This window comes from Vibrio sp. CB1-5, from assembly GCF_059412285.1.
The window spans coordinates 215,747-232,632 of the sequence record NZ_JBJHPB010000002.1 but is presented as its reverse complement, the minus strand read 5'-3'; the positions used below and the strand labels follow the sequence as shown (position 1 = coordinate 232,632).

Sequence of the window (16,886 nt, the reverse complement as noted above, 5' to 3'; positions counted from 1 at the left end):
CCTCTACGGAGGGAATTATTATTTATAGACCCCTAAACACTCTCCAACTCGTTTTGTCTAACCCGTTGGGCAAGCTGTTTATAGCGGTCTGCAATAGTCCCACCAAAGACCGGATCATCCTCTACCACAGTCCACTGGCTCTCCACCTGCTGCCAATCCGAGGTCGTAAAACGCTTTTCAATCAACGGCAGCACCGATTGCTCTTCCAAATCGAGGTGCTTTTTCTGATCTTGGATAAACTCCGATAACCGCCCGATGAACAGCTCTTGCGGCACCACCGAATCGTGCAGAATCATCTCAACAATATCCAAGAACGAATGCGTTTTCTCAGATAATGCTTGGTGATCAGTTTCTAAATTATCGATATGCTCTTGCGAGCCATACTTATCGATAAAGTAGTGATAAAGAATGTCCTCTTTAGGGTGGTGGATTTTCTCTGAGTGATTAGCAAGGTAATCAACAATCTCTTTGATCACCTCGTAGTTGACAGGTTGCTCCTGCTCTAGCAAGTGCACTTTTCGGTTCAATATCGCCAGCAATCGCACCATATAGCCGTGCTCACGCCTAATCCTTTCGATCATCATAATCCTTCTCCCATATCCATACTCCTTATAAGTGTATAAGAGAATCTGGAAGCGTGTTTTGATGATGCTCGAAAAATCGCCAACTTAAAGATAGAACTAGTCGAGTACTGGCTGCCAATTGATCGCTGGTTTACCAAGCTCTTTTAGTAACTGGTTGGTCTTGGAGAAATGACCACAACCAAAAAAGCCCCGACGAGCCGACAGCGGCGATGGGTGCGGCGCGGTCAATACATGATGCCTTTGACGATCGATCATCGATCCCTTCTTTTGAGCATGAGCACCCCAAAGCAAGAATATAATGTTCTCACTATTTTGGTTTAGCGCTTCAATCACTCTGTCGGTGAAGGTCTCCCAACCCAGCTTAGCGTGAGAGTGTGCCTGCCCCTGCTCGACCGTAAGCACTGTGTTTAAAAGCAATACGCCCTGGTCAGCCCAGCTTTTGAGATAGCCGTGCGCTGGGATCTCGAACTCAGGAATATCTTGCGCGAGTTCCTTGTACATATTGACGAGGGACGGCGGCGTCTTTACACCCGGAAGTACCGAGAAACAGAGACCATGCGCCTGATTGGGACCGTGATAAGGATCTTGACCAAGAATCACCACATTCACATCGGCAAATTCGGTATATTGAAATGCATTAAACACATCGCTCGCTGGAGGGTAGATGATTTTACCCGCTTCGCGCTGCTGCTCCACAAACTCTAGGGTTTGCTGAAGATATGCTTGCTGTTTCTCTTTACCGATGACGTCTTGCCAGGTGAGTGTTGTCATTGTCGTTCCCTAGATGATGAAATCTGGGGCGTAGTCTATCACTCAACGGAGGGTCACCACTACTGTCATTTGGCTTTACGCCACGCACCTTTGACGCGCAATTTGAACGTCAGTGCTGTTTTTAGTTTGTCAGTATATCAATGATGCTGGTTCTTCATCTGGGGCGTTCGGTAGTGTCCATGACAATGAATATGACGGTTTGGACTTGGGAAACGCGATGAACGTGTTGTGCTTGGTCTTGGAGCGGCTGGACGAGTCATAATGGCACCTACCTTTCTTAGAGTCACAGATTTATGCAACATGCATGTAACTCAGTATGAAAGAAAGATGCCAAAAACGCATAATCCAACAGTAAGAAATTAACTATTTATGGCAAAATGTCTCAGTTGTTGGATTTCATCGGCCCAGATTTCGGGCTCTATTGTCTCTAAAATCAGAGGGATAGCATCAAATCGTTCATCTTTGGCAATATACTCAAAACAAGCCCAACCGATCTCACCTTTACCAAGTGAATGATGGCGATCCACCTTACCTGCCAACGGGATCTTTGAATCGTTTAAGTGCATAGCCCTCAAATAGTGCATGCCTACAACACGATCAAATTCCGCAAACGTCGCCTCACATGCCTCTTTTGTCCGCAGATCATAACCCGCGGTAAACGTATGGCACGTATCAAGACAGACTCCGACGCGTGATTTGTCTTCTACCTTATCGATAATGTGTGCCAGATGCTCAAAACGCCAACCTAGGTTTGTCCCTTGTCCCGCTGTATTCTCAATCACCGCAATCACTTCAGGGACGGCCTTGTGCGCTAAATTGATAGATTCAGCGATTCGGTCAAGACACTCCTGTTCGGAAATCTTCTTTAGGTGACTACCAGGATGGAAGTTAAGTAAGGTTAAACCAAGCTGATGACAGCGCTCCATTTCATCAATAAACGCCGCTCGAGACTTCTCTAACTTCTCTTGCTCAGGCGCACCTAAGTTAATTAAGTAGGAATCATGCGGAAGAATTTGTTCCGCTCGGAAGCCGTATTTTTGACATTCCGCTTTAAAATTTTGAATGACTTTTTCATCAAGCGGCTTTGCCACCCATTGACGCTGATTTTTAGTAAATAACGCAAAAGCGTTTGCACCAATCGCATGGGCTCTTTGTGGCACATTATCCACACCACCAGCCGCAGAAACGTGCGCCCCAATAAATTTATTCATCTTGCTTCCACCCGATAGAGATCACATTTTTAGAACTGTTATTTAGCGATCTTATACTTTCAGTTTTAGCTATGGAAATCGTTGATTTTTGGTTCCCAGAGCAATAAATTGGCTCAATTTGTAGTTTTATTACAACAAAATGAGCACTCAAATAAATTTTAATACTTAAAATATCATTTAGACACACCATTTTTAAAGGTTTAGTTGACCTTGGTCAAAAAATTAACCCTTATGTTTTTAATGTTTTTTGTTGTAATTTGATCTAAATCAATACTAAAATAGCTACAACGGGTTATACATAGAGCAGCTCAACAAAATTTGAAAATTAACACCATAAGTTTACCACTCTGAAAGTGGATTAGGAGATAGTGATGATTCAAGGTATCCAAATTACTAAAGCAGCAAACGACGATCTACTAAACTCAATCTGGCTGATCGACGGCGAGAAAAACGAAGCTCGTTGTGTTGCAGCAAATGCTGGTTTTGAAGCTGACCAAGTTATCGCTGTTAGCGACCTAGGTGAGTACGAAAGCCGTGAAGTAGCTATCGAAGCGGCTCCAAAGATCGAAGGCGGTCAGCACCTAAACGTGAACGTTCTTAAGCGCGAAACTCTAGAAGACGCTGTAGCTAACCCAGAGAACTACCCACAGCTAACTATCCGTGTTTCTGGTTACGCAGTACGCTTCAACTCACTAACGCCAGAACAGCAACGTGACGTTATCGCTCGTACCTTTACTGAGTCTCTATAATTAGAGACGCTAAGTAAACGAATACTAAAAACAGACGCACAAGCGTCTGTTTTTTTATGCCTGTAAATCGGCAATCAACCGATACAAAAAAACCTCCCGAAGGAGGTTTTTACAGCAGTTTCAAGCCATTGAAGATTACTTCAGCGTCACACGAGCAAACTTGCGTTTACCTACTTGGTAAACTGCTTGGCCTGCCGCTGGCACTAGCTTAGTATCTTCAACCTTCTCGCCGTCGATCTTCACCGCACCTTGGCGGATCATACGCATAGCATCAGATGTTGAGCTCACAAGACCGGCTTCTTTTAGTAGGTTACCGATTGGAAGGCCTGCATCGAAGTCGAACTCAGGCATCTCTTCTGGCATCGCACCTTTTTGGAAACGGTTGATGAACTCTTTTTCCGCCGCGTCAGCGTCTGCTTCTGAGTGGAAACGAGCAATAATTTCTTTTGCAAGCAAGATCTTAACGTCACGAGGGTTTGCGCCACCTTCAACGTCTGCCTTGAACTGTGCAATCTCACCCAGTGGGCGGAATGACAGTAGCTCGTAGTAGCTCCACATCAGATCGTCAGAGATAGACATGATCTTACCGAACATTTCAGAAGGCGCTTCACTCACACCAATGTAGTTGTGAGCAGATTTAGACATCTTCTTCACGCCATCTAGACCAACAAGAAGTGGCATAGTGAGCACAACTTGTGGTTTTTGACCGTGTGATTTTTGCAGTTCACGACCCATGAGTAGATTGAACTTCTGGTCAGTACCACCAAGCTCTACATCCGTTTCCATCGCGACTGAATCATAACCTTGAAGCAGTGGATACATAAACTCGTGGATTGCGATTGGCTGGTTGTTGCCGTAACGCTTTTTAAAGTCGTCACGCTCAAGCATACGAGCAACAGTTTGGTTTGCAGCAAGGCGAATCATGCCCTCTGCACCAAGCTCAGATAGCCATTCAGAGTTGAACGCAATCTTAGTCTTTGCAGGGTCTAGTATTTTGAATACCTGCTCTTTATACGTTTCTGCGTTACGCAGTACGTCTTCACGAGTTAGCGGTGGACGAGTTGTGTTCTTACCCGTTGGGTCGCCAACCATGCCTGTGAAGTCACCGATCAGGAACGTCACGTCGTGACCTAGGTCTTGGAATGCACGTAGTTTGTTTAGAATTACGGTATGGCCTAGGTGAATATCTGGCGCAGTTGGATCGGCACCCAGTTTAATGCGAAGAGGACGGTTCTCTTTTAGCTTCGCAATCAGTTCTTCTTCTGGAATTAGCTCGTCGACACCGCGTTTGATTTCAGCCAACGCTGCTTCAAGGTTCGCCATTCTTGTTCACTCCCACAGATTTGGCAAAAATAGTTTAGTTGGACATCTTACTTGAATAGCGATGTTTTTTGAAACCAGTTAGACTATTTGGTTTAGGAAATTACAAAAATAATGTTGAATTAAACGCTCATGGTCTCTGTTTTAAAGCGCTTGCCTTGGCTACACCGCGCGCTCATCGCCTTTTTTAGTGCCATTATCGTCGTTGCACTGTTTCTGCCTGACATTTCAGAGCTCGACGATAGCAACGACAGACTCGAAATTGGCAAGCACTACGCGCTTTCCATTGACAGCGATGCATTCCCTGTTGGCAATGCCGCTCCGCCGACCGTGGTACTAAAATGGGAAGAACACACCGTTCGCTCAGGAGAGAGTGCCGCCATTCTATTTCAACGTCTTGGCCTTTCCCCTCGCCTACTTCATGACCTTATCTATACCAACGATGACATTAAGAAGCAGCTTTCACGTTTACGCCCAGGTGACAAACTGACTTTTGGTTTTGATGAAAACAGTGACTTCGTGCAGTTAAAGCGCCGCATCAATGACTATGAGACCTTCAAAGTCACCAAAACCGAGAAAGGCTTTACCTCTAGCTGGGACAAAAAGCAGGTCGACTACCAATATAACTACGCCCAAGCAGAAATCAGCTCAAACTTCTGGAATGCCGGAATTGGCGCTGGACTGACGGCCAACCAAATCATGGAGCTAGCGGGTATTTTTGGTTGGGATATCGACTTTGCGTTAGATATCCGCTCAGGCGATTACTTTAAGCTGCTGTATCAAGAGAAAGTCGTCGAAGGCGAAGTGATTGGCCGTGGCAAGATCATCGCTGCGATCTTTAAAAACCAAAATGATACGTTTACCGCTATCTTCGATGACAAAACAGGTAACTATTACGATGAAAATGGCCGAGCAATGAAAAAGGCCTTTTTACGTGCGCCTTTGGATTTTCGTCGTGTAACCTCCAACTTCAACCCAAACCGACGTCATCCGGTGACAGGTAAAGTACGAGCCCACCGAGGCACTGACTATGCCGCGCCTGTTGGCACGCCAATTTGGGCTGCTGGTGACGGTACTGTCATCAAATCAAGTTACAACCAGTTTAATGGTAACTACGTGTTTATTAAACATAGCAATACCTTTATTACCAAGTACTTGCACCTACAAAAACGTAAGGTAAAAACCGGCCAGCGAGTGAAACAGGGACAGACAGTCGGTACACTCGGCGGAACAGGGCGAGTCACAGGGCCTCACCTACACTATGAATTCTTGGTCAACGGCGTACATAAGAACCCAAGAACGGTCAAACTTCCGCAATCGAAGTCTCTGACGGGTAAAGCGAAGCAAACCTTTTTAGCCAATGCTCAAATTCGTCTCGATACATTAGACAGATACAGCGAACTGCTTTACGCCAACAACTAACCGAAACAAGAAAGCCCCAGCATTTGCTGGGGCTTTCGTTTATGAGAGTTTCGTTGAAGAGAGGCGATTACTTACTAGGCGTATCGCGGTACATCTCTTCGATCTCATCTTGATAACGGTCGTTAATCACCTTGCGGCGCAGCTTCTGCGTCGGTGTTAACTCGCCTTTATCCATCGAGAAACCGTTAGGAAGCAGTTTGAACTTCTTCACCTGTTCAAACTTAGCCAGCTCTTTTTGCAGCTCAGTGATGCGCTTTTCAAACATCTCTACTACTTGGTGGTGCTTGATAAGCTCTAAGCGATCTTGGTAAGCAATGTTTAGCTCTTTGGCATACTCTTCTAGCGTATCGAAGCAAGGCACAATCAATGCAGATACAAACTTACGAGTATCCGCAATGACGGCAATTTGCTCGATGTAATGATCTTTGCCAATCGCGCCTTCAATTGCTTGAGGAGCAATATACTTACCATTTGAGGTTTTCATTAGCTCTTTAATGCGGTCGGTAATGAACAGATTCCCGGCAGCGTCAAATTCACCAGCGTCCCCAGTCTTCAAGAAGCCATCAGCATCAAAACTCTTCGCGGTTTCTTCTGGCAACTTATAGTAGCCGCGCATCACCATAGGGCCGCGCACTAAGATCTCGTTGTTGTCACCGATCTTCACTTCCGCGCCAGGCATCGGCATACCGATGGAGCTTGGGTTGTAGCAGGTATCATCCCAGCAAGAAACGGTCGCTGTGGTTTCCGTCATACCGTAGCCAAGCTTGACGTTAATCCCAATCGCTTGGAAGAAGCGGCCAATGGTTTCATCCAATTTCGCACCGCCACACGGCATGAAATTAATACGACCGCCTAATAGCTCGCGAAGTTTACCTAATACGATCTTGTCCGCTAGCGCGTAACTCTTCTTGAGTAAGAACGAAGGCTCAACATTGTCTTGGCGGCACTGCGCCATTTTTGCGCCCATGTTCACCGCCCAGGTAAACAAGATCTTGCGGTGAACCGGTGCTTTAGATACACGTTCGTGGATTGCTGAGAAAATCTTCTCGTAGAAACGAGGGACGGCACTCATTACGGTTGGGCGGATCTCGCCAAGTGCATCACGTACTTGCATCGTATCTTGTAGGTAGCAGTTCGTGCCACCTCGGTACAATACATAGAAAGTCCATGCACGCTCGAAAACATGCGAAAGCGGCAAGAAGCACAGCGAAACATCATTTTCACTAAGGCTTAATCTCTCATCGTGTCCTTGTAGCTGAGCGGCAATATTGGCGTAATCTAGCATCACCCCTTTCGGCTGACCTGTGGTACCCGATGTATAGATAAGTGTCAGCAAATCGTCGTAGTTAGCTTGCTCAAGTCGCGCGTCTAACTCTGGCTGGACGTCACTGCTTACGTCGGCAGTAAATTGCTGCCAAGTCATAGAGAAATCATTGTCAGCCAGTACAATATCTTCACTCATCGCGACGACCAGCTCTAGCTGCTCACATTCGTCATAAATGGAAACGGCTGCATCATATTGCTCTTGTTCGCCAACAAAAAGAATGCGGACGTCGGCGTTTTGTACAATGTAGCTGGTTTGGGCTGGCGTATTTGTAGGGTAAATGGGTACCGTCACTGCGCGAACTTGAAGCGCAGCCAAATCAGCAATGGTCCATTTCGGCATGTTATTGGAAATGATACCAATTTTATCTTGAGGTTGGATTCCTTTTCCGAGTAGAGCGAGTGACAGCGCATCTACGCTAACGCCAAACTCTTTCCAGCTAATCCCTTGCCATACATTGTTGATTTTATGTCGTAAGGCGATCTTGTCGCCACCTTGTGCGATTCGCTCACGAATCTTAGTTACGATATGGAAATCTAAATTAGCCATGTTCTATCTTACCTTTTAGCTTACACATGTAAGCCCTTTTGAGCGCACAAGTGTACCTCTGCCGGCGAAAAAGGCAACAGACCTACATCAAAGTTATCAATAATTCCTAGCAGCTTTTCCGCTGGGTGATAATAAGCTTCTGACCAATATGAAAAAAGCCCTGAGTACATCGTACTCAGGGCTTTTAGAATTAAGTTGTAATGGATTATGACAAAGCAACTACTTCGCCACAGATAACCATTAGCTGATCACGCAACCAGATGTGACCTTTGTCTTTTTCGCTAGATTCGTGCCAGCTTAGGAAGCCACTGATCTTGTTGTTTTCAGTTGGCAGCGTCAGCACTTGAAGCTGATCTTTGTTTACTGCGTTTTCAACCAACCAACGTGGAGCGATGGTCACTAGCTCAGATTGACCCACAACGTACAGTACGTTGCTTAGGCTCGTACCTTCGTAAGACGCTTGGCACTCAAGGTCACGGTAAGCTTGTTCTGAGAAGCTACGAACACCGTGAACTTTTGACAGCTTAGCGTGCTTTTCGTTCGCTAGTTGTGCAGTGCTTACAGCACCGTGAATACGTGGGTGATTTTTCGCTGCTACGACAACCAATTCATCTTGGAAGATCTCAGTGCTTGAGAAGCCTTGAGCGTCGTAACGAGCGTAATCGATAACAAAGTCGATTTCTTGGAAGCGCATGCGATCTGCTAGCTGACGGTCTGCTTCCGCATCTAGATGAAGCTGAACGTGTGGCGCTTGCTCAGAAATAGTTTGCATGATGCGCGGTGCAAAACGCATATCACAAGGAGAGCAGATCGCCATCTTAAATAGACGCGTTGAAGTCTCTGGCGTGAAGATTGAGCTTGGTAGCTCGTTGCGGATCAACTGAAGCGCTTGACGCACAGGACCAAATAGCTGGCGTGCACGCTGAGTAGGCTGAATACCACGACCTTGGCGCATAAACAACTCATCGTTGAACATCACTTTAAGACGCGCTACTGCGTTACTTACTGCAGGTTGCGACATACCCAAATTGTGCGCCGCGCGAGTGATATTCTGCTCTTGCATCACTGCGTCGAATACAGTCAATAGGTTTAGATCTACGCCGCGTAATGTGCTTTCCATGCGGTAACTAGCGATTGCGCTCATAGCATCTTTTTTGTCTAACATTTAGTAAGCCTCGTGTAATTTCAATCTCGACTATGGGGGTTGGTAACCAATAAAACAGAACAATGAGAACAGCGTCATCGCCTGTGGTGTACCTTACGTCATTCTATTAATCCTCTGCATACCTCGAGGACGAAACCAACTATCCATCAATAATTAACTCAACACCAACAAGATTGACAAAGAATCATCAAATTTTATCGAGACAAAAGAAATAACCTTAAAAAACAATAATTTACACCACATATAAAAAAAGATAAATTATATTTTTAATAACTTTTGTTGAATAAAATCGCCAGATACATAACCAAGCACTATGGCACTCACCAAAAGGTGAGAGCAGGGCCTATTTAACGCACGCACAAAAGACAACCAAAAGTATTCGCCTGGCATATAGTTAATATCTATCGGTATGGAACATTCTTGAACACAATTGATATACGCAAGGTTGCATTCAACCCATAACAATAACACCAAGACCCGAATCAAAGTACGATTCGGATCTTGGTGTTATTGTTATGCCCAACTAACCTCAAGATTGGTCGAGTTATGTTGAAGTGCGCTTAAACTGAGGCGTAACTAGGAAAGTCGACTTTGTCCCAAAGGCGCTTACGCAAATTAGCGCTACATGACCAATTCCCACTGACTAGCCAGTCGGCAATGCCTTCAGCAACATTTGGATAAAAAACCCGTTCAGCTTGTTTCTCATCTAACCAATCGCGAATCACGCTGGCATCAAGAAAGTCCATAGATTGAGCCAGCCCCAAACTATCAAGCGTTGCTGCATTGCTTTGCTGCTCAAATTGACCATCCAGCGGCTTAACGAGCAACTTCTTACCTAAGCTGAGCGCTTCTGACGGCAGCTCAAAGCCACCGTTCGCAATCACGCCAGCACAGCGATGAAGATCGCACTGAAAACTCTCATGACCAAGCGGTTTCATTAAGATGTTTTCTATCTGCGCCTGTTCAATATTCTCAGGGTGGTAGCAAATAAAGTTGTTTTGCCCGAATCTAAGCAACAGGTCGACAATAGCGTCAGGGTTTTCAAATGGAAGGTAGACAAGAATAAAGTCTTCAGAGGTTACATCCTCTCCTGACGTATGCACAATGGGTGGCAAAATAGGCTGTCCAAAATGATACCAATGTAAACCAAGCTGATACTGTGACGGTGCGAAGTGCTGAATCACTGAATCATCCAGCCAGTTGGCACCTTTTTGGGGCACATCAAACAGAAATGCGTTTTGGTGGCTAATGCTCACTGTGGGAATGTTTTGCTGCTTGGCGGCCCAAGCAGAAACAGGCTCAAAGTCATTGACCACCACATCATAACCAGAAACATCGAGCTCTCTGACCTCGCGAATAAAGTGAGGTAGACTGTTCTCAAACGCCGTTTTCATATAGTTCACACGGCCGTTTTCCGTCACGAAGCTAAACCCGCGGCGTGTTTGGTAATCACCAAACTGCTGCATCGAGAAGTACTTACTTTTCTCTCGGCCGGAAAATAAAAAGTCGACTTGCACATCATGATTAGCTAGCGCCTGACTCATTGCTCTTGCTCTAGCAATATGACCATTGCCCGTGCCCTGTACGCCATAAAGTATCTTCATTTACACGCCTCCAAACCATGTTTGCACATATTCGAGCGCAACGTACGCCGATGACATCCCCAGTACCGCACCAATCACCACATCAGTAAGAAAGTGCACACCAAGCAGAATACGTGAAGCGCCAATAAGCACTGCCCACATCAAAGCGGCGTCATGCCACTCGGGATAAAACTGGCCAATAATGGTCGCCATCAAAAAAGCAGCTGCAGTATGCCCCGACGGTAAGCTGTAACGATCAGACGGGGTAATAAAGGCTTGCAGTAAATGAGAAAATTCTTCGGGCCTGCGACGCTTGAAGCTGTTTTTCGCTAGCCAGTAAATCGGTAACTCGATAGCAAACGCTAACAAGGCTGCGGCAAAAAACAGCTTGCCAACAGATTCATCTAACCAAAAAACAGCGATGCCAAGTAACAGGTACAAATGACCGTCGCCCGTTCGAGATACCCAACGACTGACTGATGCAACTTGGGCGTTAAAGCGATGCTTTAGACAAAACAATGAAAAAGCCAAATCCATTCTTGCTATGGGTTCAATCGTTCGCACAACCTACTCCTTGTTAGACGCGCAGTTCATGATCAAAAAGTAGTCAGCAACAATGACAATTCGGTGACGATTTATTGGAGAAATGATGAAAGTTAGCGCTAGAGGAACCCTAGTCACTAACCTTCATTTGATTGAGAGAGGATTTATGTCGTATTACAGCTCTTCATGTTTATGAACCAATCCCCAGTCCGCGAGGATGGCGTAGGCCGAAGGAATCATGAACAGCACCAACGCTGTGGATGCAAAAATACCAAACACAATTGAGATAACCAGAGGCTGAATAACCTGAGCCTGCAAGCTGGTCTCGGTAAGCAATGGCAGCAAACCTGCAGCAGTGGTCATGGATGTTAAGAACACGGCTCTGAAACGCTCACGACTCGCTTTCACCACTGAATCATGCACAGAGTCGCCTTCATCAACGTGGTGACGTATGTACTGCACCAGCAAGATAGAGTCGTTGACAACAATCCCCGCCAAAGACACAAAACCCATAATGCTTGGCATACTCATCGAATGCCCAAGTAGCAAGTGCCCCCAGACAACACCAATAAAGGCAAGTGGTATCGCTAGCATTACCACAAACGGTTCTAGGTAGCTTCTGAACTGGTAGCTAAGAATGGTGAAGACGCCAAATAGCCCGAGCAAAAAGCCTTTTGCCATCGACGCGCCCGTTTCTGCGCTGTCTTTGGTTTCACCCTCAAAATCAAAACGCAACCCAGGATACTCTTTCTGGAGCTTAGCGACTTCTTCGGCTTGGAACTGCCTAATGATATCGGTTGAGCTCGCTTTGCTGGTATCAACATCACCAAACACGCTGACCGTTCTTAACCCATTGACGCGCTGGATACGAACATAGTTACGCTGAAAATCCAGAGTCGCGACCGATGCCAGCGGCACTTGCGAGCCGTCCGCTAAGAAAATCGGGAAATTCGATAGCTGCTGAATGTCGCCGATATCTTGCTTGTCGAGTTTCACTTCGATCTTAATGTTCTCTACACCGACTTGGATCTCATCGGCGGTTTGACCAAAGAAGGCCGCACGCAACTGACTTGCGATCATCTGACCGTTCACGCCAAAGCTCTCAGCACCCGGACGCAGTTTGACTAAGATTTCTTCTTTACCGAGGCGCATGTCATCGAGCACGCCGCTCACACCATCAAACTCATTCAAGTATTGTTGGATCTCCACTGAAGCGGCTTTGAGCATATCCAGATCATCATGAGCAATACGCACTTCAATCGCACGACCACCCGGCCCCATTGTTGGCTGCTTAAATACCATAGAGATGGGGTCAGCAAGTTCTCCTACATCCTCACGCCAAGCATCGATAAATTCATCAATGAGCGTATTACGGATCTCTGCACTGAGTAGATCCAGTCTGACCGTCGCAATATGCGGACCCGATTCGTTGGCATCTCGGTTAGTATTAAACTGACTGGTGATCTGCTTCACCAAGGTTTCACCACCTTCCATCTCTTCACTCCACTGCTTATTAAGCTTTTCAGCGGATAGAACGATTTTATCAACCACTCTCTCTGTCTGAGATAACGATGCCCCCGGTGGCAGAATAATACGAGCTTCGGCAATGTCACCATCCAACGCAGGGAATGGATTGAACTTCACCACACCACCAGCCAGTAGACTGACTGAGATAAGCAGCGCGGCAAAGACGCTGCCCATAAAGGCATAACGATAAGAGACGATTTTATCTACCGCATTCACTAGCGTGGTGTTTCTGAAGTGTTCAAAGCGCTCCAGCAGCACACGTTTAAACTTCACAGGCTGCTTGTCACGGTTGTGCTTGTGCAAAGAGTGAGACAAGTGATTTGGCAGAATCAAGAAGGCTTCAACAAGACTCAGTGACAGAACAAGTATCAGCACCTGCGGCACTGCCCTAAGTACGGCCCCCATCTCCCCTTGCAAGAACAGCAAGCTACCAAAAATACATACTGTGGTTAAGAAAGATGAGATAACACCTGGTAGCACTTTCTTAACGCCATTGATCACCGCATCATCAATTGTCTGCCCACGATCTAGGTGCGCCTGTATCGACTCTGCGATCACGATGGCATCATCCATCATGATACCAATCGCCATTAGCAGCCCTACCAATGACATGATGTTGATGGAGAGCCCAAGGTTCGCCATCAAAAATAGGCCACCAAGGAATGCAACCGGCAAGCCCGCGGCCACCCAAAATGAGTAACGGAAACTAAAGAACAACCACATGGTTGCAAACACCAGCAAGATACCTTGCCAACCGTTTTTCACCATCATGGTCAGACGGTCCCACAGTATGGATGACATATCATTAGTCATCTCAAGCGTGACCCCTTCAGGAGCAATCAGGCGCTGCGCTTCAACAAACTCCGTCACCTTCTCTTTAACACGTAACGCGTCGTCTTCCTTGTTCTTGCTGATTTTTAGCACGGCAGAAGGCTTACCATTAAACAGGACTTTTTGCTCATCCAGTTCGAATCGGTCAGTAATACTGGCGACATCTTTAAGACGAATTAATGCCCCGCTTGGGCTAGAACCCACCACAATCGACTCTAACTCTTGAGGCGCAATACGCCTCTCATCAAAGCGAATCAAAAAGTTCTTATCTTCCGTTTCGACATTACCGCTTGGCAGTTTAATGTTTTGATGACCAATTTGGGTCGCAATATCACCGATACTTAATCCAAGTTGACGCATGATTTGAGTATTGAGCTCAACACGGTATTGGTGATCAGAAAAGCCACTAACATCAACGAGCGAAACACCGTAGTCGAGTTTAAGCGTGCGTTTTAACTGTTCAGCATACGCTTTTAGCTCTGGCCAACTGGTCTCAGCGGTGATCGCTACATCGACGACAGGTTCATTCCAATCCAGCTCTTGCACGACAGGTGATTCAATCTCATCTGGAAAATCGTTAATCGCGTTGATTTGAGTTTGAACATCCACCAGCATTCGGCCGATGTCGGCTCTTTCATCAAGCTTAAGAGTCAGTCTTGCCGATCCTTCAATCGCTTCACATTTGGTCTCGACGATGTTTGAAAGGCCGTCAACGGCATCTTCCATACGTACACACAAGCTCTCTTCCACTTCTTGTGGAGAGGCGCCCGGGTAAGTGATCGCTGCCATGATGTAAGGAGGATCAAACTCGGGAAAGGTCTCACGCTTGATGGTCGACAGCGAGCTGATACCCAATATCAGCAGCGCAAGCATCAATAAGTTCGCCGCCGTTGGGTGTTTGGAGAAAAATCGAATCATTGAGTGACCTCTCCAGCGCTGTGATCATCACTTTGACTATCACGCAGTAGCATCCCCTCGATAGCAGGCAAGATGTCGTTGAGGATCACTTTCTCCCCCGCTTCAAGCTCACCAGAAATGATCACCTGATTATCACGGCGATACTCGACATTCACATCGCGCATTTCCAAACGATTTTCGGCATTCATCAAATAGATCTTATCACCATGTAAAGCACGCTCAGGAACAGACCATGATTGCTGCTTTTGCCCTTCAATAGTCGCTTTCACAAACATGCCATTGACCAATACAGGTGTGCCCGCTAAGCCATTACTGCTTGGCAGTTGCGAGACCTCTAGGATCACCCCTGCGGTTGCTTGGTTGGCATCAACCGTTTCACTGACGCGTGCAACCTTGGCAGGCCAAGTCGCGGTTAGGTTGCCACTACTTAACTCGACCGTCGCTTGCAATTTATCAAGTTCGCCGCGCTCGGCTTGATTTTCATCCCATGAAAGCGTGTCCGAAAGCAGTTGTAGATCGTGGATTGACAACTGAGCTTCCACTTCCATGACATCATTGAGGTGCGCGGTGACCATAGTCTGCTGTAAATTCACCACCTGATTGATTTCAGCATCGACCTCTGAGATACGCATCGTCATCGGCAGCGTGATGCGGGTTTTCTCTAGCGAACGCTGTGCTTCCTCCGCTTTCGCTTGATTTACTTTAACTAGCGCTTCAGATACACCACGCTCATCTGGCATCAACGCCAGTTGGTTTTCAATCTCTTGGACTAACTTCTTCTGTGAAAGCATATTTTGCTGCTGAGTATCAACATCAGACTGTGAAGTAAGCCCGCGCTTATTTAGGTCAACACGGCGCTGATACTCGTTTTCCGCCAGTTTCAAACGATTCATCTCAATCGACAGAGTCTGCTCTAAGTTAGTCTCTTCTTGATCGAGGCGCGCCAGTTGGGTTTGGCTCGATTTCAGATCGGCAATGGCTTGAGATAGCTTGAGCTCATAATCTAAAGGATCAATGCGGAGAATTTCTGTGCCCGCTGCTATCACTGTGCCTTTCTCAAGATTGGGGTGTTTATAGATAACCGCCCCGGTTACCTCTGCTATGGCTTGCCATTGAACTTTCGGTTCAGCGCGACCAAAACCAATCGCCACTGGCGCCGACATCTGAGGCTGTAGTGGCATGATATCTACCACACGGGAACGATCGCCTGCCGGTTTGGTTGGCACATCAGGGCGCAGGTTAACAGCGGCAATTAAAGCTAAGACACCTACTGCAAAAGCAGGAAAGAAAAGGAGTTTTTTATTCATAGACTTCATATCAATACATTCTTTTAATTAGGATGGGTCACGCAACAACCCACGCTTAAGCAAGGCGATGTTATGTTCGAGGAGTTCGTTTAAAAATTCTTCATTGACTTCAATGCCATGCAAACTCAAAAGAGCAGGCGGTGCAACGAATGGAAACACCATTAGGCTAATGAGTGAGATTTTGCACATACGTGGGCTCAGCCCCTCACGCAACAATCCGAGCTCAGACATTTTGTTGAACATGAAATCTTGGTCTGGACGACCAATGTCGGCAAACACCTTTTCAAACAAGCGACGCTGTGTGGCTGACGGAGGCATGTGCATGACTTGAGAGATCAAGCGGGGAAACTGCGGTACTTTATTCATTTCAAAATAATAAGTACGCATGAAGTCAGTGAGATTGCCGTAATCGCCATTTTTCATCAGCGCTTCCATTTTGTTCTTCATTGGCTGCAAGGTTTCTCGCACCATAGTCTCGAATAGACCTTCTTTGTTGCCAAAGTAATAGCGAATCATGGCAATATTAACGCCCGCCTTTTGTGCGATAAGACGTGTGGAGACTTTGTCATACGGCATCACAACAAACAGGTCTCTCGCATGAGTAAGCAGCTTGTGCCTAGCATCCGTGCGCTCTTTGGGGCGACCAACTTTACGTGTGGCCTCAGTCGCGTTCGTCATACCAATCCTTGCTTTTATTAATCATCGATTAATTGTAGAGTAAAGCTTGTTCAATCCGCGAACAGTTAAATTCATCAGATATTAATCAGATGATTAATTATGAGCTAGCCACTCCCTCCCTCACTAAAAGTAAAGAGCGAACTGCTCCGATATCCATAAAAATTCAGATTAACCCTTGACGCATGAAGCTGAGTGCGGTACTAATCTTGTAACTTATTTTTGTGGAACGCATAACAGTGTCATTACGTTTTTCTCAACTCCTGAACCTCCTCCTTATCGTGAAAACATCGCGCGGGTAGGTTGTGGACGAAAAACACCACATAAAGAATTCCAAAAAAACCCGCTTACACAAGCGGGTTTTTTTATATCGATTGAACTGGACGTAAACGATTAACCTGGATAAA

General features: G+C 46.2%; 13 protein-coding genes. 2 read left to right on the top strand and 11 right to left on the bottom strand.

All coding sequences use genetic code 11. The features are described 5' to 3' along the window. Positions 1 to 32 precede the first annotated feature (32 nt). The 3 genes from ACJB0T_RS02530 to nfo all read right to left on the bottom strand — a co-directional run bounded on the left by ACJB0T_RS02530 (position 33) and on the right by nfo (position 2,566). On the bottom strand, positions 33 to 584 hold the full coding sequence (locus ACJB0T_RS02530; protein ID WP_479291379.1) for a hemerythrin domain-containing protein: 552 nt from the start codon (positions 582 to 584) through the stop codon (positions 33 to 35). A 96-nt stretch (positions 585 to 680) separates the two neighbouring features. Beyond that, positions 681 to 1,355 (bottom strand): uracil-DNA glycosylase, encoded by a 675-nt coding sequence (ung, locus tag ACJB0T_RS02525; protein WP_479291381.1) that lies wholly within the window; start codon positions 1,353 to 1,355, stop codon positions 681 to 683. 359 nt (positions 1,356 to 1,714) lie between these two features. Next, a complete protein-coding gene (gene nfo / locus ACJB0T_RS02520; protein WP_112459560.1) occupies positions 1,715 to 2,566 on the bottom strand; it encodes a deoxyribonuclease IV in 852 nt (283 codons plus the stop codon). 371 nt (positions 2,567 to 2,937) lie between these two features. Between nfo and grcA the strand changes: the two genes are divergently transcribed. Then, a complete protein-coding gene (gene grcA, locus ACJB0T_RS02515) occupies positions 2,938 to 3,315 on the top strand; it encodes an autonomous glycyl radical cofactor GrcA (RefSeq protein WP_112459559.1) in 378 nt (125 codons plus the stop codon). A 135-nt stretch (positions 3,316 to 3,450) separates the two neighbouring features. Here grcA and tyrS read toward each other — a convergent pair whose 3' ends face one another. Further along, entirely contained in the window at positions 3,451 to 4,638 is a 1,188-nt protein-coding gene (gene tyrS / locus ACJB0T_RS02510; RefSeq protein ID WP_042473489.1) for a tyrosine--tRNA ligase, read from the bottom strand. Positions 4,639 to 4,767: 129 nt separating this feature from the next. Between tyrS and shyC the strand changes: the two genes are divergently transcribed. Continuing rightward, the gene (gene shyC, locus ACJB0T_RS02505) at positions 4,768 to 6,057 is read left to right on the top strand and encodes a peptidoglycan DD-endopeptidase ShyC (RefSeq protein ID WP_479291384.1); all 1,290 of its coding nucleotides are present in this window, start codon (positions 4,768 to 4,770) and stop codon (positions 6,055 to 6,057) included. A 67-nt stretch (positions 6,058 to 6,124) separates the two neighbouring features. On the opposite strand, the gene ACJB0T_RS02500 is transcribed toward shyC, so the two are convergent. The 7 genes from ACJB0T_RS02500 to ACJB0T_RS02470 form a co-directional block, all read right to left on the bottom strand. Next, positions 6,125 to 7,930 (bottom strand): AMP-dependent synthetase/ligase, encoded by a 1,806-nt coding sequence (locus ACJB0T_RS02500; protein ID WP_479291385.1) that lies wholly within the window; start codon positions 7,928 to 7,930, stop codon positions 6,125 to 6,127. A gap of 205 nt (positions 7,931 to 8,135) precedes the next feature. Beyond that, entirely contained in the window at positions 8,136 to 9,095 is a 960-nt protein-coding gene (gene leuO / locus ACJB0T_RS02495; protein WP_042496454.1) for a transcriptional regulator LeuO, read from the bottom strand. Between the two features lie 560 nt (positions 9,096 to 9,655). After that, positions 9,656 to 10,699 carry an MJ1255/VC2487 family glycosyltransferase gene (locus tag ACJB0T_RS02490; RefSeq protein WP_479291387.1) on the bottom strand — a complete coding sequence of 348 codons (1,044 nt, stop codon included), beginning with the start codon at positions 10,697 to 10,699 and terminating at the stop codon, positions 9,656 to 9,658. Beyond that, positions 10,700 to 11,242, bottom strand: coding sequence for a phosphatase PAP2 family protein (locus ACJB0T_RS02485; protein ID WP_479291389.1), 543 nt, complete (start codon positions 11,240 to 11,242; stop codon positions 10,700 to 10,702). A 153-nt stretch (positions 11,243 to 11,395) separates the two neighbouring features. Beyond that, positions 11,396 to 14,497, bottom strand: coding sequence for an efflux RND transporter permease subunit (locus ACJB0T_RS02480; RefSeq protein WP_479291391.1), 3,102 nt, complete (start codon positions 14,495 to 14,497; stop codon positions 11,396 to 11,398). Continuing rightward, positions 14,494 to 15,813 carry an efflux RND transporter periplasmic adaptor subunit gene (locus tag ACJB0T_RS02475; RefSeq protein ID WP_479291393.1) on the bottom strand — a complete coding sequence of 440 codons (1,320 nt, stop codon included), beginning with the start codon at positions 15,811 to 15,813 and terminating at the stop codon, positions 14,494 to 14,496. Before ACJB0T_RS02475 ends, ACJB0T_RS02480 begins: the two co-directional genes overlap by 4 nt. An 18-nt stretch (positions 15,814 to 15,831) precedes the next feature. Continuing rightward, positions 15,832 to 16,482 (bottom strand): TetR/AcrR family transcriptional regulator, encoded by a 651-nt coding sequence (locus ACJB0T_RS02470; protein ID WP_479291395.1) that lies wholly within the window; start codon positions 16,480 to 16,482, stop codon positions 15,832 to 15,834. Between the last annotated feature and the right edge of the window lie 404 nt (positions 16,483 to 16,886).

Bases quoted from the DNA above. Each gene is read 5' to 3' on its own strand.
- ACJB0T_RS02530 (WP_479291379.1), bottom strand. From the start codon at position 584: ATGATGATCGAAAGGATTAGGCGTGAGCACGGCTATATGGTGCGATTG.
- ung (WP_479291381.1), bottom strand. From the start codon at position 1,355: ATGACAACACTCACCTGGCAAGACGTCATCGGTAAAGAGAAACAGCAA.
- nfo (WP_112459560.1), bottom strand. From the start codon at position 2,566: ATGAATAAATTTATTGGGGCGCACGTTTCTGCGGCTGGTGGTGTGGAT.
- grcA (WP_112459559.1), top strand. From the start codon at position 2,938: ATGATTCAAGGTATCCAAATTACTAAAGCAGCAAACGACGATCTACTA.
- tyrS (WP_042473489.1), bottom strand. From the start codon at position 4,638: ATGGCGAACCTTGAAGCAGCGTTGGCTGAAATCAAACGCGGTGTCGAC.
- shyC (WP_479291384.1), top strand. From the start codon at position 4,768: ATGGTCTCTGTTTTAAAGCGCTTGCCTTGGCTACACCGCGCGCTCATC.
- ACJB0T_RS02500 (WP_479291385.1), bottom strand. From the start codon at position 7,930: ATGGCTAATTTAGATTTCCATATCGTAACTAAGATTCGTGAGCGAATC.
- leuO (WP_042496454.1), bottom strand. From the start codon at position 9,095: ATGTTAGACAAAAAAGATGCTATGAGCGCAATCGCTAGTTACCGCATG.
- ACJB0T_RS02490 (WP_479291387.1), bottom strand. From the start codon at position 10,699: ATGAAGATACTTTATGGCGTACAGGGCACGGGCAATGGTCATATTGCT.
- ACJB0T_RS02480 (WP_479291391.1), bottom strand. From the start codon at position 14,497: ATGATTCGATTTTTCTCCAAACACCCAACGGCGGCGAACTTATTGATG.
- ACJB0T_RS02475 (WP_479291393.1), bottom strand. From the start codon at position 15,813: ATGAAGTCTATGAATAAAAAACTCCTTTTCTTTCCTGCTTTTGCAGTA.
- ACJB0T_RS02470 (WP_479291395.1), bottom strand. From the start codon at position 16,482: ATGACGAACGCGACTGAGGCCACACGTAAAGTTGGTCGCCCCAAAGAG.